14 protein-coding genes are annotated in these 18,663 nt (G+C 72.9%); 8 read left to right on the top strand and 6 right to left on the bottom strand.

The features are described 5' to 3' along the window. Positions 1-79 precede the first annotated feature (79 nt). From E1295_RS11030 to E1295_RS11010, 5 genes are all read right to left on the bottom strand, one after another. On the bottom strand, positions 80-2,191 hold the full coding sequence (locus E1295_RS11030) for an FtsX-like permease family protein (protein ID WP_132630150.1): 2,112 nt from the start codon (positions 2,189-2,191) through the stop codon (positions 80-82). Continuing rightward, on the bottom strand, positions 2,188-5,358 hold the full coding sequence (locus tag E1295_RS11025) for an FtsX-like permease family protein (RefSeq protein ID WP_166427172.1): 3,171 nt from the start codon (positions 5,356-5,358) through the stop codon (positions 2,188-2,190). The genes E1295_RS11030 and E1295_RS11025 overlap by 4 nt, the downstream gene beginning before the upstream one ends. Positions 5,359-5,374: 16 nt before the next feature. Then, positions 5,375-6,103, bottom strand: coding sequence for an ABC transporter ATP-binding protein (locus tag E1295_RS11020; protein ID WP_132630149.1), 729 nt, complete (start codon positions 6,101-6,103; stop codon positions 5,375-5,377). After that, on the bottom strand, positions 6,100-7,032 hold the full coding sequence (locus E1295_RS11015) for an ABC transporter ATP-binding protein (RefSeq protein WP_132630148.1): 933 nt from the start codon (positions 7,030-7,032) through the stop codon (positions 6,100-6,102). The genes E1295_RS11020 and E1295_RS11015 overlap by 4 nt, the downstream gene beginning before the upstream one ends. A gap of 156 nt (positions 7,033-7,188) precedes the next feature. Next, entirely contained in the window at positions 7,189-7,707 is a 519-nt protein-coding gene (locus E1295_RS11010) for a MarR family winged helix-turn-helix transcriptional regulator (RefSeq protein WP_246079972.1), read from the bottom strand. Between the two features lie 245 nt (positions 7,708-7,952). On the opposite strand from E1295_RS11010, the gene E1295_RS50815 reads away from it, so the two are divergent. Then, positions 7,953-9,806, top strand: coding sequence for an extracellular catalytic domain type 1 short-chain-length polyhydroxyalkanoate depolymerase (locus E1295_RS50815; RefSeq protein ID WP_132630147.1), 1,854 nt, complete (start codon positions 7,953-7,955; stop codon positions 9,804-9,806). 109 nt (positions 9,807-9,915) lie between these two features. Here E1295_RS50815 and E1295_RS11000 read toward each other — a convergent pair whose 3' ends face one another. Continuing rightward, positions 9,916-10,383, bottom strand: coding sequence for a MarR family winged helix-turn-helix transcriptional regulator (locus E1295_RS11000; RefSeq protein ID WP_220448649.1), 468 nt, complete (start codon positions 10,381-10,383; stop codon positions 9,916-9,918). Positions 10,384-10,538: 155 nt separating this feature from the next. Here E1295_RS11000 and E1295_RS10995 point away from each other — a divergent pair, with 155 nt between their 5' ends. The 7 genes from E1295_RS10995 (at position 10,539) to E1295_RS10965 (ending at position 18,324) form a co-directional block, all read left to right on the top strand. After that, positions 10,539-11,600: an LLM class flavin-dependent oxidoreductase gene (locus E1295_RS10995; protein ID WP_132630146.1), complete on the top strand. Its 1,062-nt coding sequence runs from the start codon at positions 10,539-10,541 to the stop codon at positions 11,598-11,600. Then, on the top strand, positions 11,597-11,974 hold the full coding sequence (locus tag E1295_RS10990) for a hypothetical protein (RefSeq protein WP_132630145.1): 378 nt from the start codon (positions 11,597-11,599) through the stop codon (positions 11,972-11,974). Before E1295_RS10995 ends, E1295_RS10990 begins: the two co-directional genes overlap by 4 nt. A gap of 94 nt (positions 11,975-12,068) precedes the next feature. After that, positions 12,069-12,599, top strand: coding sequence for a toxin-antitoxin system HicB family antitoxin (locus E1295_RS10985; protein ID WP_132630144.1), 531 nt, complete (start codon positions 12,069-12,071; stop codon positions 12,597-12,599). Next, entirely contained in the window at positions 12,599-13,525 is a 927-nt protein-coding gene (locus E1295_RS10980; RefSeq protein WP_246079971.1) for a DUF4097 family beta strand repeat-containing protein, read from the top strand. The genes E1295_RS10985 and E1295_RS10980 overlap by 1 nt, the downstream gene beginning before the upstream one ends. Before the next feature lie 14 nt (positions 13,526-13,539). Continuing rightward, positions 13,540-14,505, top strand: coding sequence for an ATP-binding cassette domain-containing protein (locus tag E1295_RS10975; RefSeq protein WP_132630143.1), 966 nt, complete (start codon positions 13,540-13,542; stop codon positions 14,503-14,505). Next, positions 14,502-15,305, top strand: coding sequence for an ABC transporter permease (locus E1295_RS10970; protein WP_132630142.1), 804 nt, complete (start codon positions 14,502-14,504; stop codon positions 15,303-15,305). The genes E1295_RS10975 and E1295_RS10970 overlap by 4 nt, the downstream gene beginning before the upstream one ends. Positions 15,306-15,597: 292 nt before the next feature. Then, positions 15,598-18,324, top strand: a complete 2,727-nt coding sequence (locus tag E1295_RS10965; protein WP_132630141.1) for a beta-L-arabinofuranosidase domain-containing protein — start codon at positions 15,598-15,600, stop codon at positions 18,322-18,324. Positions 18,325-18,663 lie beyond the last annotated feature (339 nt).

Here is an 18,663-nt window from a genome sequence, read left to right as displayed (position 1 = left end):
TCGGCAGCAGAAGGGACCGGCAAGGACACACACCCCACGCATCAGGCCATTCCGCGAATCCTCATCGCGGCCGGCCGGCTCAGCTGTCGCCCGCGCGGAGTACCTCGCTCAGCCGTCGTCGCCGGCGTAGCGCCGATTCGACGGGCACCACGACGGCGACCGCCGCCAGGAACACGACCGCCACCAGGCCGATCCCCCACCACGGCAACGCCACGGCCGGATCCGCGCCGGTGAGCAGGTGCAGGGCGAGCGAGCCGAACGTCAGGCGGGCGAGCACCACCCCGAGCAGCGGCCCGCACACAGCGGCGACCACCACCGGCGGCAGCAGTTCTCCCGCGGCGACCCAGCGCGCCTCCCTGGGGCGCAGCCCGAGGGTGCGCAGCCGGGTCAGGGTCAGCCATCGCTCCGGCGCGCCGGCCGCCGTGCCGAGCGCGAGTCCGAGCAGGCCCAGGACCGGAAGGGTCACCGCCGAGACCCATGCCAGCCGCAGCAGTCCCGAGGCCAGCGGGCCGTCCGCGCTCCCGTGGCCGACAGCGGCACCGAGGGTGAGCGCGTACGCGGTCAAGGCCACGGAGGTCACGAGCGCCGGCAGCGGCAGCACCCGGGCCGAGGTCGCCGCCGCCCTCGCGGCCCCGAACACCGCCAGCGGCCGGCTCGACCGCAGCAGCCGCCTGAGCACGAAGCGCGTCGCGAGGGGCAGCAGCCGCGCCAGCATGAGCGCGCCCGCGATGGCGCAGAGGGCGGGCGCGCTCGCGGGCAGCACCCCGCCACCGATTCCACGCTGGTACAGAGCGACGAGGGCGCCGGCCGCGGCCGCCAGCACCCCGGTCTCGAGTGCGGCCCGCCGCAGCCGTACGGTGTTACGCACCCACCGCCGCGCACTCCGGTTGGCCGGGACGCGGCGGTCCCGCGTGGCGCGGGCGGCGGCGAGCGTCCCGAACGCCGGTCCGGCGGCGACGGCGGAGACCACCACGGGCGCGATCCACTCCAAGGAGACCCCCGGCGCGACGGCCCTGGCCAGGCCGAGCCCGGCCGCCGCGGCCACCAGCGCCAGCACGGCGGATTCGAGCAGCAGCTCGCCCGCGATCACCGGGAGCGACATCCCTCTCCGCCGGGCGGCGGCCAGGGCGGGAGCGCGGCGGTGCACCAGCAGGTCGGCGGCGAGCAGCAGGACCAGGACGGCGACGGCGAGCAGGGTGAGGAGCAGCACGGACGCTTGCGCGAACGCGGCATCGACCTGGGAGCCGACGTCCCGCAGCACCCCGTCGAGCCGGGTCTCCCACTTCAGCGAGCCGTCCCTGGCGCCGGAGGAGCCGGAGGCCGCCTTGAGCGCGACCACCTTCGCGACGACCGACGGGACCACGGCCCAGGTGAGCCGGGCGGGGTCGGGCGTGAACCAAGCGGTACGCCGCAGCTCGTCCTGGGCGAAGGCGAGCCGGGCGTCGGGCAGCGAGTCGCGGGACAGCAGCCCGGCGAACCGGGTGCTTCCCGTGCCGTCCGCGCCGGTGACGGGGCTCAGCAGCGAGGGCACGAGCCGCCAGGCGGGATCGGCGCTGTCCCGGGGCCGGAAGATGCCGCTGACCTGGACCTTCTTGACGTTCCCCTGCTCGTCGGCCAGCGGCAGGCGGGCGCCGGGACGGATCTGCAGGGCGGCGGCGTCCGCCTCCGACAGGCCCACCTGCACCGGCCACGGCGGCGCGCCGTAGGGAACCGACGCCGTCCTGGAGGCGGTGGGCCGGGGCGGGCCGCCCGCGATCCAGGTCACGCCGGGCCCGCCGTCGCGAGCCACGTAGGCGAGCTGGAACGTCCGCAGCACACTGCCGTCGGTGATCTTGAGGGTGGGGCTGATGACGGTGGCGACGGGTGGATGCAGGGCGGCGCGCAGGCCGGGGCCGAGTTCGTCGGTCGCCCTGGTGCGGAAGTCGTCGACGTCCTCGGCGAGGCGGGGGTGCCGGAGGCGGCCGGCGTTCGGCCCGCTGTCGTCCTCCATGCGGGCGTGGACCTGGAGGTGGCCGCCGTCCGTGCGTACGGCGTCGCGTACGGCGGCGTCGGCGGTCGCGGACAACAGCGGCGGCATCGCTCCGGCGAGCAACGTGACGGCCACCACCACGAGGGCGGCCAGGAGCAGCGGCCCGGCGTCCGCGCGGGCGCGGCCGGCGACGTTGGGCCAGTGCGGTGCCGGGATCCTCACGACGCCACCCGCAGGTACGCGGCATCGGCGAGCCGGGCCTGGACGACGACCACCACGCCCACCGCCAGCGCGCACCCGGCCGACAGCCCGGTGAGCAGGGCGGCCTCGGCGGCCCACGGCCAGACGGGCAGGACCTCGGGCACGGGAGCGGCGCCGGTGTCGGAGCGGACGAGCAGCGGCGCGACGACGCGGGTGGCCAGCGCGCCGACGACCGCGCCCGCCGCGAGCAGCGGCAGCAGGATGCCGACGTGCTGGCCGAGCAGCACGGTACGGATCTCGCGCCGGGTCATCCCGAGACCCCGCAGGCGCGCCACCTCGACCGCGCGGGCCCGCAGGTCGAACGTCACGTGCAGGACGATCCCGGCGATCATCAGCAGCACCGCGGCCGGGACGAGCAGCCGGAGCACCGCCGGCAGCCCCGCCCGCAGCGGGCCGCCGGTGAGCCGGGCGGTCTCGGACGCGCGCGTGGTGACGGCGCCGAGGCGGAGATCGGCCGCGTCGCCTCGGGTGGGATGGCCGACCCACCACGCGTCCACGGGTACGTCGAAGTCGCCGCTGACGGCGAGGGCACGGGAGAGGGCGTCGAAGTCGGCCAGGACGGCCGCGGCGCCCGGAGCGGACGGCACGGCGGGCAGCACCTCGGCCACGGTGACCTGGACGGGGGTGAGCCCGACGGTGAGGTCGAGCCGGGAGCCGCGCCGGGCGCCCGCCTCGTCGGCGAAGCGGGCCGAGACGGCGACGGGCACCGGGCCGGGGGCCGGGAAGGCGGTGGCGACCAGGGTCCTGGCGGCGTCCGGCGGGCCCTTCAGCGCGACGGTCGTGGTCATCCTCAGCTCGGTGCCCGCGGAGGTGCCGGTCAGGGCGACGGCCGGGTTGCCGAGCTGCCCGGGGGCCGGTCCGGCGGAGGTGGCGGTCCAGGGTGGTGTCTCAGCGCCGGTTCCCGCCACGGTGAGCGTCACGGCGACGCGGCTGTCGCCCGCCGGGGGTTCCGCCAGGGCATGGGAGTAGCCGGTGCCCACGTTCCCCGTCGCGATCGCGATCGGCAGGGACACCGCGACCAGCCGCAGCCCTTCGGCCGTCGCGCAGTCCGGCAGCGGATGTGTTTTCCCGTCGAGCGGGATGGGCGCGCCGGTGCACGGTGTACGCAGCCCTGTCGCGTCCTGCAGCAGCAGCCGGGGCGTCACGGTGAGCGGCGTCGCGCCGGTCGCGTTCCCGGTCAGGGAGAGCCCGGCCCCGGCCGGCACGGGAACACCGGCGGCGCGGGCCTGCGGCGCGAGCGCGGCGCCGACGGCGTTCCAGGTGCGGCCGTCGTTCAGCCGCCCGCGCAGCAGCGCCCCGGCGCGCGTGGTGTCCACGGCGATCAGCCGCGGCGGGTCACCGGCGCCGCCGAGCCACTGCCCGACCGCGATGCCCCGATCGGTCGCGGGACTCACCTCTCCTCCGCCGGCCGCCCGGACCACCGCGCCCTGCCCGGCGGCGGGCGGGGCGGCGAGGGTGAGCGCGAGATCGGTGCCGACGGACAGATCGGCCTGGTCCTGCTGGGAGCGCTGCCACGTGGCGTCGAACCCGACCCCGTACGTGGCCGCCGCGCAGCCCAGCCCGACCAGCAGCCCCGCCGCGACCGCCTGCGGCCTGCGGGCGGCTTCGAACGCGGCCAGCGGCACCATCAGCCCCCGGGCCCGGACGGCCAGCCGTTCCACGACGCGCAGCGCGGGCCACACCAGGCGCAATGCCACTGCCGATCCGGCGATGAGCAGCAGCGCGGGAGCGAGCACCCGTACCGTGTCGATGGGCGAGCCGGAGCCGGCCGGCTGGTCGCGCAGCTGCCACCAGCCGACGGCGGCGAGCGCCACGAGCAGCACGTCGGCGCCGGACCGGGCGAGCAGCTCCCGCCGCCCGCGCACACCGGCGGACCAGGTCCGCAGCGAGGGCACGATGAGCACCGCCGCCAGCGCCAGCGCGCCGCCGGCGACGGACGCCACCTGTGCGGCGTTCACGCCGAAGGGCGTGGCGAGCCCGGCTCCGGCCATGGGCGGCAGCCGGGTCAGCCCGGCGTGCAGGGCGGACGAGGCCGGGATCGCGACCGCGGTGGCGAGCACGGCGAGCGCGCCGGCCTCGGCGACCGCGGCGCCGGCGAGCTGTCCGCGGCCGGCGCCCAGCGCGGACAGCAGGGTGGTCTCGTCGCCGCGCACACCGGCGCTGAGCCGGCCGGCGAGGGCGAGAGCGGTCGCGGTCAGGACGAGTCCGATGGCGGCGACGGCGAGCACGGCGGCCGTGGTGACCCGCTGCTGGTCGTGCGCGGCCAGCAGGGTCGAGGGCAGCCGGGAGGCGACGCGCTGGATGCGTACGCGGTCGCCGAGCGTCTGCCCCAGCCGGCGGTCGGCGCCGAGCACGGCGTGGGTGACGGTGTCGAGGTCGCGGACGGAGGGGGCGGACAGGTCGGGGTGGGCGGTGATCTCCAGCCGGTCGAGGGTGGAGCCGCCGCCGAGCAGGTCGGCGAGGTCGACGAGGAACGGCCCGTACGCGTGAACCGGCTGTGCGGAGCGGCCGTCGCGGTAGGCCAGGTCGTAGCCGGCGGCGGCGAGGGGGTCGCGATCCCAGCCGGTGCCCGGCAGCGGGCGTACGATCCCGATCACGCTCACCTCGACCCCCTGCTCGGGATCGTCGGCCAGCTCCCTGCCGAGGCCGACCCGGCTGCCGACGGTCAGGCCGAGCTGCCGCGCGGTGCTCTCCAGGACCACGGCCTCGGCCGGCGCGGCACCCGCCCGAGGCAGGCGACCGCCGGCCAGTTGGGTGCGGGCCGGCAGGTCCTCCACCCCCGACAGGTACGCCACGGCCGGGACACCGGCGCCGGGCATCGACCGCATCACGGTCGACGTGCGTGCGGCCGTCGTCGTCGCGAACGGAGCGAGGGCCGAGGTCAGCGCGGCGCGGGTGTCGTCGGCGACGGATCTCGCGTGTTCACCGCGAATGGTGACGGTGTAGGCGGTGACGTCGACCTGGTCGGGGGTGGCGCGAGCGGCGGCGGTCTCCAGCGCCTGCTCGGCGGTACGGGTGAGCAGGAGGGCACAGGTGCCGAGCAGCGTGGGGCCGACCAAGGCGACGGCCAGGAGGGCGGCCAGCAGGGGCCATTGCGCACGGGCTCGCCGGGCGACCAGCCTCAGCACGGACGGCTCTCAAGGATCACGAATCGCCCCGGCCGTCGGAGCGCCCGTCAGGAGGCATGCCGGGATGGTGGCCGAGCCGCCCGTCGTCGATGCGGATCACCCGGTCGGCCAGCGCGAGCATCGTCGGGTCATGCGTGGAGACCAGCGCCGTCACCCCCTCCGACTCCACCACCCCGCGCAGCAGCGCCATCACCGACAGGCCGGTCTCGGCGTCGAGCTGCCCGGTCGGCTCGTCAGCGATCAGCAGCCGGGGCGACGCGGCCAGCGCGCGGGCGATCGCCACCCGCTGCTGCTGCCCGCCGGACAGCTCACCGGGAAGCTGCTCGGCGTGGGCGGCCAGTCCGACGAGTTCCAGCAGCAGCGCGACCCGGCGCTCACGCTCCACCGGCGGTACGCGGGCCAGCCGCAGCGGGGCGCCCACGTTCTCCGCGGCCGACAACACCGGGATCAGGCCGAAGGTCTGGAAGACGTACGACACCTTCTCCCGCCGTAACAGGGACAGGCCGTCCTCGTCGAGGGCGGTGACGTCCGTTCCGTCGACGTGGACCGTACCGGAGTCCGGCCGGTCCAGGCCGCCGATGATGTTGAGCAGCGTCGTCTTGCCGGAGCCGGACCGTCCGACGAGGGCGGTCATGGTGCCGGTCGCGAGCTCGAACGTCACGTCCCGCACCGCGTGCACGGCGGTCGCCCCGCTGCCGTACCGGCGATGAACGCCGCGCACCCTCACCAGCGGCCCGCCGTTCATCCGGGCCCGTCGCCGTCGGGACGGATCGCGACGTGATCGGCCTCCAGCACCAGCCGGACCCGCCGCGTCAGCGCCAGCGCCTCCCGGTAGTCGCGCGGGACCTGGACCCGCCCCGCCCGGTCCATCACCGCGTACTCCTCCGCGATCACCTGCGGGGCGCCGTCGTCCCCGGTGGTGGTACGCCGCAGCACCTCGCTGCTCGTGCGCCCGTCGCGGATCGCCACCGTGCGCTCCACCTGCCCGCTGACCGCGGGATCGTGGGTCACGATGACGACGGTGACGCCCAGCCGCCGGTTGATCTCCCGCAGCACCCCGAACACCTCGGCCGACGTGGCGCTGTCGAGTTCCCCGGTCGGCTCGTCGGCCAGCAGCACCCTGGGCTCGTTGGCTAGGGCCACCGCGATGGCCACGCGCATCTGCTGCCCGCCGGACAGGTGCGCGGGCCGCCGCCCGGCGCAGTCGGCGACGCCGAGCAGGTCCAGCAACTCGGCGGCGCGCCTGCGGCGTACCCGGCCGGGGGTGCGGGCCGCGGTCATCGGCAGGTCGACCATCTGCCGCGCGGTCAGGTAGGGGATGAGGTTGGCGGCCGTCTGCTGGCGTACGAGGCCCACGGTGTGCCGCCGGTACCGCACCTGATCGGCACGCGACATGTCCAGCAGGTTCCACCGATCGACCCGTACGCGCCCGGCGGTGGGAGCGTCGACCCCGGCCAGGATGGACAGCAACGTCGACTTTCCCGACCCGGACGCGCCGACGACGGCCACCATCTCCCCGCCGTCCACGACCAGGTCCAGCCCCTGCAGTGCCTGTACCTCGACCGATCCGGACTGGTAGATCCGCACCAGGCTCTCGCACACGATCAGCGCGTCTCGCCCGGACTCCGGCGCCTTCGCAGGGGGTTGCGGCAGGGACAAGGACGTGATGGACAACCCCTCCTCAACCCGGGCACGGATTCGCTTTTACGGCCAGACTCTATCGTTCTCACAAATCTGCCCCAAGCCCCTTTCTCGCCGCGAATTCCACCGCGCGCTCGCGTGGGCGGCATCCACCGGCGGAAAAGGCCGGGAATCGACCCGTGGCCCACGCTATGGCCAGGGCGGCGGTGGTGGCTCCTGCGAGCGAAGGACCGGCTCCAGGGCCCGCGTGTCCGGGTGGAGGGCCCGGGCGCACAGCGTGAGCGTTTCCGCGAGTGTCGTGCGGTCCGGGTCGTCGATCTCGGCGAGCATGACGGCCTCGATCGTGTCGAGCGAGCGGTCGCATCGCCGGAGGGTGCTCAGGCCCTCCGGGGTGAGGCGGGTGCGCAGAGCGCGGCCGCCACGGGGATGCGGGTCGCGGCGGATCAGGCCGCGTTGTTCGAGATTGCGGATGACCAGGTTCATCGCCTGCGGGGTGACGAAGGCGATGCGGGCCAGGTCGGCCGAGGATGGGGCGTCGCGCAGGCGCAGCTCGCTGAGCGCCATGTATTCGGTGGTCGTCATGCCGTGCCGGGCGAGCGCTTCATCCAGGCAGGCGCGGATGCGGCGTTCCAGCCGGAACACCAGGTAGCTCACATGGGGCGGCGGTGCGTCCGGTGCAGCGGCCGCGGGGACACCCGGATCGGTCACCAGGAGACGATATCGCGCGCCGTCGGAACGGAGCCCGATGTAAGTTTCGCGCACCGGTATCAAGGACATTGATAACAAGTTACTTGATAACCAGCGGAAACAGCGCTTCGCCAGGTGAACGGCCGGGCACGCGCGCCGGGCGAGCATTGACGGTGGATTGCGGCCCTTCTATTTTCCAGCGACCGAGGTCTGTACGCGGCGGACCGATGTGCGGCGCGCCGCGGACACGGAGAGGAGGAGCTCGAATGACACGATTGACCACGGTGCTGGCCGGTGCCTGCGCCACGGCGCTCGTCGCCGTCATGACCGTGGTACTCGGATCGCCGGCCGTCGCCGCCACCCTGGTGGAGGTGACCGCCTTCGGCAGCAACCCGGGCAACATGCGGATGCACGTCTACGTGCCGGACTCGCACCCGTCCTCGCCGGCGATCGTGGTCGCCATGCATGGTTGCGGCGGCTCCGGTCCCGGCTTCCACCAGAGCAGTGAGTTCGCCTCGCTGGCGGATCGATACGGCTTCATCGTCATCTACCCGACCGCCACCCAGTCGGCGGGGTTCGGCAACTGCTTCGACACCTGGTCGGACGCCGCCAAGCGGCGCGGCGGCGGCAGCGATCCGGTCTCGCTCCTCTCCATGATCGACCATGTCGAGCGGACCTATCAGGGAGACCCGGACCGGGTCTACGCCACGGGCAGCTCCTCCGGCGGGATGATGACCCAGCACATGCTCGCCGTGCACCCGGACGTGTTCAAGGCAGGGGCCTCCTTCATGGGCGTGCCCTTCGACTGTTTCGCCGGCGCCTCCGACTATCCGCCCGGCAGCAGCAGGTGCACCGGCGGAAGCATGGACCGGACCCCCCAGCAGTGGGGCGACGCGGTCCGCCAGGTGTACCCGGAATTCTCCGGCACCCGCCCGCGCATGCAGCTGTGGCACGGCACCAGCGACACGCTCGTGCCGTACTCGCTGCTGCGGGAGTCGACCGACCAGTGGACCGACGTGTTCGGGCTGAGCCAGACCCCGACCGGCACCGACACCCCGCAGGCGAACTGGAACCGCAGCCGGTACGCCGACCGGTCCGGCACCGTGCAGGTCGAGGCGTACAGCATCCAGGGCGCCGGACACGCTCTCCCGCAGGGCGGCATGGCCCTCTACGCCATCCAGTTCTTCGGACTGACCACCAGCCAGAACGACACCACGCCGCCGACCACGCCGGGCACCCCTGTCGCGTCCGGCGTGACCGCCACCAGTGCCACGCTGACCTGGACCGCGTCCACCGACCAGGGCGGCTCCGGCCTGGCCGGCTACACCGTCTACCGGGAGCAGGGCACCACCGATCCGCAGCTCGGCCAGTCCACCACCACCTCGATCACCCTGACCGGGCTGAGCGCCGGCACCCAATACCAGGTGTACGTACGGGCGCGTGACGGCGCGGGCAACCTGTCGGGCAGCTCGGCGCCGGTCACCTTCACCACGACCTCCACCGGAGGCGACACCACCCCGCCGACCGCCCCGGCCGGGCTCACCGCCTCGGGCACCACCGCGACCGGCACCAGCCTGACCTGGACGGCCTCCACCGACGACACCGGTGTGACCGGCTATGACATCCTGCGCGCTCCCGGCGCGTCGGGCGGAACGTTCACCCAGGCCGGCACCTCGGCCACCACCTCGTTCACCGACACGGGCCTGACCGCGAACACCACCTACCGCTACCAGGTCCGGGCGCGCGACGCCGCCGGCAACGTCTCGCCCGTCTCCGGCACCGTCCAGATCACCACCCAAGGAGGCACGACCGGCGGGTGCTCGGCCACCGCCGCCGTGCAGTCCCAGTGGGGCAACGGGTACGTGATCCAGCCGCTGACCGTCACCAACACCGGCACCGCGACGATCACCAGCTGGACCGTCACCTTCACCCTGCCGGCCGGGCACACCCTGACCGGCTCATGGAACGGCACCGTCACCACCAGCGGCCGGACCGTCACCGTCAAGAGCGTCGGCCACAACGGCACGCTCGCGCCCGGAGCGAGCACCACCAGCTTCGGCTTCCAGGCGAGCAGGCCCGGCGGCGACACCGCCCTGCCGTCCGGCTACACCTGCGCCTGACCGTCAGCGCACCTCCCGGATCACGGCCCCGTCACGCACGGACCGGGCCGTGATCAGGGGACCGCCCGCCAGGAGAACCGTGGGCAGGGCCACTCGCGTGGGGTCCGCCCTAGGCCGAGGAGCCCTGCTTCGGCACGCCCTCGTCGTCCGGGTCGAGCCGCGCCCAGACGTCGGCGAGGTTGCGCAGCTGCTCGTCGTCGAGCCGGTCGAAGAAGAGCCTGCGCAGGTCGCCGTACTGCCGGCGCCACGCCTTGCGCATGAGCGCCCGCCCCTCCTTGGTCAGGACCGCCGTGAAGCCACGGCCGTCGTCGGCCGACCGGCGCCGCTCGATCAGGCCGCGCCGCTCGAGCCGGTCGGCGAGCCGGGTGAACCCACCGCTGGACATCAGGCGTAGCTGGGCGAGCTCTGACATCCGCATGCCGTTCTGACCGGCCTCGCCGAGCAGTGCCAGCACGCTGTATTCGGCCATGCTCACGTTCAGCGGAGCGAGCCCGGCCTCGATCTCCCGCCAGATCCGGTCATGGGTGCGCAGGAACCCCCGCCACGCCCGGTCTTCGAGCTCTCCCAGGGTCTCCATGGGCAGCACAGTAGCGGCAGGTCAACCCGGGAACCAACCGATGTGTCTGCCTGCGCAGCGAACGATTCCGGGAATAATTGTCTGCGCAGATAGATTTATGGCGGGTGGACCGGCGGCGGAAGACCCCCGGTGCCGCCGGCCAGAGAGGACACGACATGCCATTCGAGATCGGCATCATGACGTTCGGGGAACTCACCGAGGACCCGTCCACCGGAGCCCTGCCCTCCCCGCGGCAGCGCGTCCGCGAGACGATCGAGCAGGCGCAGGTCGCCGACCAGGTGGGCCTGGACGTCTTCGGCGTCGGCGAACACCACCGCACCGACTTCGTGGGATCGGCGCCGGCCGTCCTGCTCGCCGCCGCCGCGGAGAAGACCGAGCACATCAGGCTGACCAGCTCGGTCACCGTGCTCAGCTCGGAGGATCCCGTACGCGTCTGGGAACAGTTCGCCACGATCGACCTGCTGTCCGCCGGCCGCGCCGAGATCATCGCCGGCCGCGGCTCCTACACCGAGTCCTTCCCCCTGTTCGGCTACGACCTGAAGGACTACGCGGACCTGTTCCGCGAGAAGCTCGACCTCCTGCTCAAGATCCGCGACAGCAACCCGCTGACCTGGCACGGCCGCTTCCGCGCGCCCCTGGTCGACGCCGACATCGCGCCGAGGGCCGACGGCGCGACCATCCCGATCTGGGTCGGCGTCGGCGGATCGCCCGCGTCCGCCGTCAGCACCGGCCGCCTCGGCCTGCCCATGGCGCTGGCCCTGCTGCTCGGCCCGATCACCTCCCATCAGCAGACCGTCGAGCTCTACCGGGGGTCGGCGGCGCAGGCCGGGCACGACCCGGACGCCCTGCCGATCAGCATCAACGCGCACGGGTTCGCCGGCCGCACCAGCCGGCACGCGCGCGACACCATGTACCCCTACTTCGCCAGGGGCATGATGGACAACAACCACCAGCGCGGCGTCGGCCTGCGGCTGCCCAGGGCCGCGTTCGACGCGCAGGCGTCGCCCGCGGCCGGGCTCCTCGCCGGCAGCCCGCAGGAGCTCGTCGACAAGCTCCTCACCTATCACGAGCTGTACGGCGTCACCCGCGCCATCATCCAGATGGGCTTCGGCGGCATGCCGCAGAAGGAGCACCTGGAGGCCATCGAACGCCTCGGCACGGAGGTGGCACCCGTCGTGCGCCGCGAGGTCGCCCTGCGAGAGAAGAGCCCGGCATGACCGTCATCTCACCCGATCCGGTCGTCGCGCCCGCGCGAGGCCCGGCCCTGCGGGTCGTCGTCGTCAACGGCAGCCCCAGCCGGCCGTCCAGGACGATGGGCCTCGTGGACGTCGTCCTCGACACCCTGAAAGGCATGCTCCCCATCGAGGTGTCCAGGATCGACGTGTACCACCTGGGCGCGGGCTTCACCGGCGCGATCGAGCGCGACGACGTCACGCCCGAGGTCGAGGACGCGCTGCCTCCGCGGGCGACTTCGACGGGACGACACTGCTCAACCCGCGCGTCCACGGGCGCGTCGAGGTCGGGCTCACCCGTCGCGGACCTGCTCCGAGCCGGCGCGACGGGCACCGCGGGATCCCGGACCGGCGGGTAGCCCCCGCCCCGGCGCGCCGCCTGCCCCCTGCATGACGCCATGACGACCGCACCGGACGATTGCCATGGCGTCATAGCGATGCCATTATGACGTCATGGACCTTGCGCCGTATGTCGATCACCTCCGCCGCGAGCTCGCGATCGCCGCGGGGGCGGGCGGCGAGGAAGCACGTGTGCTGGCGGAACGGCTCGCCGCGACGCTCGAGTCGGCCACCCGGCTCGCGCTGCTGGAGGCTCTGTCGGCCGCCGCGGACGAGATCACCCAGGACCTCGCGCCAGGCTCTGTCGAGGTGCGCCTGCGCGGGCGCGACCCCGCCTTCGTCGTGACGCCACCACCGGACACCCGTTCGATCACGGAGGAAGGCGACATCGGGCAGGCGGAGGGGCCGCCCGCCCCGTTGCCGCCCCCTGACGCCGACGACGGCGGCACGTCCCGGATCTCGCTCCGCGTCCCCGAGCACCTCAAACCGCGCATCGAGGAGGCGGCCGCCCGGGACGGGCTGTCGGTCAACGCCTGGCTGGTCCGGGCCGTTTCCGCCGCTCTGCAACCCGGTGACGCCGGTCGCCGCCCCGGCCGGCGCCCGGCTCCGCAGACCGGCAACCGCTACAGCGGCTGGGTGCGCTGATGACCATGCCCGCCCACGACGAGGGGACCTCCGTGCCGACGTTCGACACTCCCGAATCCATCGCCGCCGTCATCGATCTGGCGACCGCCACCATCCGGATCAACGCGAGTGACCGCGCCGACACCGTCGTCGAGGTCCGCCCGAGCGACCGGCTCAACGACGCCGACGTACGAGCCGCCGAGCACACCGAGGCCGGGTACGCCGACGGCAGGCTGTTCGTACGGACCGGCGGGGAGCATGCCGGCTGGGGCCTCTCGCTCGACAAACTCGTCGAGTCGCCCGCGAGCTGGGCACATTCGCTGCTGCACGGCCCCGGCTCGGTCGACGTGACGATCGACCTGCCGGCCGGCTCCCGCCTCGACGTCAGGACGGCGGCGGCGGTCCTGTGCCGGGGACCGCTCGGCGAGGTGGCGATCACCACCTCCCATGGGGACATCCGGGTCGAGCACGCCGGCCGGCTACGGCTGAAGAGCACCTACGGCGACATCTCGGTCACCCGCGCGACCGGGCACGCGGAGGTCACCACCACGCACGGCGGCATCCACCTCGGCGAGATCCACGGCAGCGCGGCGGTCAAGACCTCCCACGGCGACGTCCGCCTGCGCGAGGTGACGGGCGAGCTGCGGCTGAACAGCGCCCACGGCGACATGACCGTGGGCCGCGCCCTGGCCGGCGTAGGAGTCAAAACCGCGTACGCCAGCGTGGAGATCGGCGAGGTGGTGTCCGGCTCGATCACCATGGAGACCACCGGCGGCGGCCTGGATCTCGGCATCCGCGACGGCACCGCCGCCTGGCTGGACGTGAGCTCCAGATACGGCACCGTGGACGTCTCCCTCGACCCCAGCGACGTCCCCGCCGAGACGGACGACGTCGTCGAGGTGCGGGCCCACACCACTCACGGCGACATCGTCGTCCACCGTTCCTGACGAAGGAGATCCCCATGCCCGACGCGATCGTGGCCGAAGGACTGAGCAAGAAGTACGGCGACGTGGCCGCCCTCGACGGGTTGGACCTGACCGTCGCAGAGGGAACGGTGTTCGGGCTGCTCGGCCCGAACGGCGCCGGCAAGACCACCACCGTGCGGATCCTCACCACACTGCTCAAGCCGGACGCCGGGCACGCCACGGTGGCCGGATGCGACGTCGTCCACGACGCGCCCCGGCTGCGCGCCCGCATCGGCGCCTCCGGCCAGTACGCCGCCGTCGACGACCACCTCACCGGCGCCGAGAACCTGGAGATGGTCGGCCGCCTCTACCACCTGGGAGCCAGGCGAAGCCGGCAGCGCGCCCGCGAGCTGCTGGAGCGCTTCGACCTGGCGGACGCGGCCGAGCGCCCCGTGCAGGGCTGGTCCGGCGGCATGCGACGCCGCCTCGACCTGGCCGGCGCCCTGGTCGCCGACCCCCCCGTGCTGTTCCTCGACGAGCCCACCACCGGCCTCGACCCCCGGGCCAGGATCGCCCTGTGGGACGTCATCGCCGAGCTCGTCGCCGAAGGCACGACGGTGCTGCTCACCACCCAGTATCTGGAGGAGGCCGACCGGCTCGCCGACCGCATCGCGGTGGTCGACCACGGGCGGGTGATCGCGCTCGGCACCGCCGACGAGCTGAAGGACCAGGTCGGCGGCGACCGGATCGAGCTGTCGGTGACGGACGCGGCGCACCTCCGGACCGCCGCGAGGACGCTCGCGCCGCTCGCCATCGGGGACATCCGGATCGACTCCGCCGCCCTGCGGGTGACGGTCCCGGTGGCCGGTGGCGCGGCCGCACTGGCCCAGGCACTCGGCCACCTGGCCGCCGAGCGGATCACCGTACGCGATGCCGGCCTGCGCCGCCCGACCCTGGACGAGGTGTTCCTGAGCCTGACCGGACACCAGGCCGACGAGAAGACCAAGGAGACCGTCCGATGAACACCCTGCGGCTCGCCGCCGCCGACGGCATGACGATCGCCAAGCGCAACGCCCTGAAGATCCGCAGAGCCCCCGACCTGCTGGGCGGCGTGGTCATCCTCCCCATCGTGTTCGTGCTGCTGTTCACCTACGTCTTCGGCAGCATGATCAGCCTGCCCGGCATGTCTTACGCGGAATACCTGCTCCCCGGCATCTTCGTCATGACGATCACCACGAGCGCGCAGATCACCGGCTACACCCTGACGCAGGACCTGCAGAAGGGCATCTTCGACCGGTTCCGAACCCTGCCGATGTCGCCCTCGGCGGTGCTGACCGGCCAGACCATCAGCGATGTCATCATGAACGTGACCAGCATCGTCACCATGACGCTCGTCGGGCTGCTCGCCGGGTGGCGCATCCACAGCTCGCCGCTGGAGGCCGCCCTCGGGTTCCTGGTGCTCCTGCTGTTCGCGTACGCCTTCTCCTGGGTGACGGCCACGGTCGCGCTGACCCTGCGCACGCCCGAGGTCTTCAACAACGTCGCCACCATCGTGTCGCTCCCGCTGGTCTTCCTGTCCAACGCCTTCGTCGACAGCACGCGGCTGCCCGGACCGCTGAAGCCGATCGCCGAATGGAACCCGGTCTCCACGCTCGTCCAGGCCGCACGCGAGCTGTTCGGGAACACCAGCCCGGCCATCCCCACGCCCGGTGCCTGGCCGCTGCGGCACGCGGTGCCGGTGTCGCTGCTGTGGTCGGTCCTGCTCCTGGTCGTGTTCGTGCCGCTGGCCACGCGGCTGTACAGGAGGGCCGTCAGTCAGTGAACGAGCTGCGGCGCTGAGCGTGACCGAGCGGTGGAGCGGATACGTCGATCCCCCCGCTGCCATCCGGTGAAATTTTCACCCGCGCCGGCGGCGCGGCGCGGCCCGTGTGGCGGCGGAACTCCAGGCGAGAAGGTGTTTCGCCGGCCACGCCCGGCTCGGCGCGGCCGGCCGGCCTTGACGCCGGATGAACGGTCGGATGTACTCCACGGCAACGTCCTCACCCCATAGCCGTGCAGCTCCGCACAGCAGGATGTTAACGCTAACATCGTCTCTGGAAGCCGAGGAGTCCCGCATGTCCTTGAGCCGTCGCCAGCTCCTTCAGGCCGCCGGTGCGACCGTCGCGTTCTCGGCCGCCGGCCAGGTGGCCGGCGCGCCCCCCGCTCTGGCCGCACTCCCCTGGGCCAGAGCCGACATCGGCGTCTCGGCCCACGCCTTCGACCTCGGCCAGGTGCGGCTGACCTCCGGCCGCCTGCTGGACAACCAGAACCGCACCCTGAACTACCTGCGCTTCGTCGATGTCGACCGGCTGCTGTACGTCTTCCGGGCCAACCACCGCCTGTCCACCAACGGCGCGGCGGCCAATGGCGGCTGGGACGCGCCGAGCTTCCCGTTCCGGTCCCACATGCAGGGCCATTTTCTGACGGCGTGGGCGCAGGCCTACGCCGTGCTCGGCGACACCACCTGCCGGGACAAAGCCGACCACATGGTCGCCGAACTGGCCCGATGCCAGGCCAACAACGGCGCCGCCGGGTTCACCGGCGGCTACCTGTCCGGCTTCCCCGAGTCCGACATCACCGCCGTGGAGAACCGCACCCTGACCAACGGCAACGTGCCCTACTACTGCATCCACAAGACCATGGCCGGGCTGCTGGACGTGTGGCGGCTGATCGGCAACACCCAGGCCAGGACCGTACTGCTTGCGCTGGCCGGATGGGTGGACACCCGCACGTCGCGGCTCGGCCCGGACCGGATGCAGGCCATGCTCGGCACCGAGTTCGGCGGCATGAACGCCGTACTGACGGACCTGTACCAGATGACCGGCGACTCCCGCTGGCTGACCACCGCCCAGCGGTTCGACCACGCCGCCGTGTTCGACCCGCTGGCCGCGAACCAGGACCGTCTCAACGGGTTGCACGCCAACACCCAGGTGCCCAAGTGGATCGGGGCGGCACGGGAGTACAAGGCGACCGGCACCACCCGTTACCGCGACATCGCCGCCAACGCCTGGTCCATCACCGTCGGCACGCACACGTACGCGAACGGCTCCAACAGCCAGGCCGAGCACTTCCGCGCTCCCAACGCGATCGCCGCCCACCTGACCAGGGACACCGGCGAGGCGTGCAACACCTACAACATGCTCAAGCTGACCCGGGAGCTGTGGCTGCTGTCGCCGACCCGGGCCGACTACTTCGACTACTACGAGAACGCCCTGCTCAACCATCTGGTCGGGCAGCAGGATCCGGCGAACGCGCACGGGCACGTCACGTACTTCACCCCGCTCAACCCGGGCGGACGGCGGGGCGTCGGCCCGGCCTGGGGCGGCGGCACCTGGAGCACGGACTACACCTCCTTCTGGTGCTGCCAGGGCACCGGGATCGAGACCAACACCAAGCTGATGGACTCCATCTATTTCCACGACGGCACCACCCTGTTCGTGAACCTGTTCGTGCCCTCCACACTCGACTGGAGCCGGCGCGGCATCACCGTCACCCAGACCACCTCCTACCCGGCCGGCGACACCACCTCGCTGCGGGTCACGGGCGACGTGAGCGGGTCGTGGACCATGCGCATCCGCATCCCGGCCTGGACCCGGGACGCGACCATCAGCGTCAACGACGTGCGTCAGGACATCGCCACCACGCCGGGCACCTACGCCGGCCTCACCCGGTCGTGGACGCCGGGCGACACCGTGACCGTACGGCTGCCCATGCGGATCATCATGGCGCCCGCCAACGACAACCCGGACGTGCAGGCCGTCACCTACGGCCCGGTCGTGTTGTCGGGCGACTACGGCAGCACCGGCCTGTCGTCGGCCCCGGCTCTGACCGTCTCCTCGATCGCCCGGACCAGCACCTCCTCGCTGGCCTTCACCGCCACCGCCGACGGGGCGGCGGTGCGGCTGGGGCCCTTCCACGACGCCCACGGCCACAACTACGTCGTCTACTGGGACACCGGCGGCGGGGGCGGCGCCGGCCAGGCCACCTTCCGGCTGCTCAACGCGGCCAGCGGGCTGGCCCTCGGCATCCGGGACATGTCCACCGCCGACGGCGGCCTGGCCCTGCAGTGGACCGACAACGGCACCGCCGACCACGACTGGATCCCGGTCGTCGACGGCACCGCCCTGCGCTTGCGCAACGCGCACAGCGGCAAGGTGCTCGGCGTCGAGAACATGTCCACCGCCGACAACGCCCGGGTGCTCCAGTGGGGCGACACCGGCACCGCCGACCACCGCTGGACGGTCACCGACGCCGGCGACGGCTCCGTCAAGATCCGCAACGTCCACAGCTCCAAGCTGCTCGCCGTCCAGAACGGATCGACCGCCAACGGCGCCCAGGTGGTCCAGGACTCCGACGACGGCAGCCGGGACAACCTGTGGCGGTTCGTACCGAACGGCGCGCGGCGCATCCAGAACGCGGGCACCGGGATGGTGCTCGGCGTCAGCGACATGTCCACGGCCGACGGCGGGCTCGTCATCCAGTGGGGCGACACCGGGACCGCCGACCACCTGTGGACGGCGATCGTCGACACCGGCGGCTACCTGCGGCTGCGTAACTCCAACAGCCAGAAAGTGCTGGGCGTGGAGAACATGGGCACCGCCTCGGGGTCGCGTGCCGTGCAGTGGGCCGACAACGGCACCGACGACCACCGCTGGCGGCTGCGCTACGGGTCGGCGGCCGCCTTCCGGATCCAGTGCGCCAACGGCGGCCGGGTGCTCGGCCTCGCCGGCACCTCCCAGGGCGCGCAGGTCGTGCTCGCCGACGACAACGGCGCGAGCACCACGCTCTGGAGGTTCCTGTGAGAGGCGTGCCCAAGGATCCTTGCGCTTCTGCTCGGCGTGAGGACCCCTATTCGAGGGCTGCGGCATTCCCTGGCGGCGCGGCGTCTTCCCTGGGCGAGGCCCGCAGGACGACGGCCAGGAACATCAGGCCTGCGCCGATGCTCAAGGAGTGCTCGACGACGGCGACCACCGTGTGTTCGGCGGATACGAAGCCTCCGGGCCGGCGCGCACGATCAGTCCCAGGGCCGAGCACCGTCCACAGGTGTGGAGACATCCCGAGAAGTGCCGTACATGCCGGTAATGTGAGCGGCCATGGCGAGAAAGCTCGGCGTCTTCCTCGTGTCGTTGGCGCTCACCGGC

The sequence above is a fragment of the Nonomuraea mesophila genome (assembly GCF_004352805.1).
GTDB lineage: Bacteria > Actinomycetota > Actinomycetes > Streptosporangiales > Streptosporangiaceae > Nonomuraea > Nonomuraea longispora.
This window is presented reverse-complemented; position numbering and strand designations above follow the sequence as displayed.

Excerpts from the sequence above, each read along its gene's own strand:
- E1295_RS11020 (WP_132630149.1), bottom strand. The coding sequence starts at position 6,103 with ATGAACGGCGGGCCGCTGGTGAGGGTGCGCGGCGTTCATCGCCGGTAC.
- E1295_RS50815 (WP_132630147.1), top strand. The coding sequence starts at position 7,953 with ATGACACGATTGACCACGGTGCTGGCCGGTGCCTGCGCCACGGCGCTC.
- E1295_RS11000 (WP_220448649.1), bottom strand. The coding sequence starts at position 10,383 with ATGGAGACCCTGGGAGAGCTCGAAGACCGGGCGTGGCGGGGGTTCCTG.
- E1295_RS10995 (WP_132630146.1), top strand. The coding sequence starts at position 10,539 with ATGCCATTCGAGATCGGCATCATGACGTTCGGGGAACTCACCGAGGAC.
- E1295_RS10990 (WP_132630145.1), top strand. The coding sequence starts at position 11,597 with ATGACCGTCATCTCACCCGATCCGGTCGTCGCGCCCGCGCGAGGCCCG.
- E1295_RS10985 (WP_132630144.1), top strand. The coding sequence starts at position 12,069 with ATGGACCTTGCGCCGTATGTCGATCACCTCCGCCGCGAGCTCGCGATC.
- E1295_RS10980 (WP_246079971.1), top strand. The coding sequence starts at position 12,599 with ATGACCATGCCCGCCCACGACGAGGGGACCTCCGTGCCGACGTTCGAC.
- E1295_RS10975 (WP_132630143.1), top strand. The coding sequence starts at position 13,540 with ATGCCCGACGCGATCGTGGCCGAAGGACTGAGCAAGAAGTACGGCGAC.
- E1295_RS10970 (WP_132630142.1), top strand. The coding sequence starts at position 14,502 with ATGAACACCCTGCGGCTCGCCGCCGCCGACGGCATGACGATCGCCAAG.
- E1295_RS10965 (WP_132630141.1), top strand. The coding sequence starts at position 15,598 with ATGTCCTTGAGCCGTCGCCAGCTCCTTCAGGCCGCCGGTGCGACCGTC.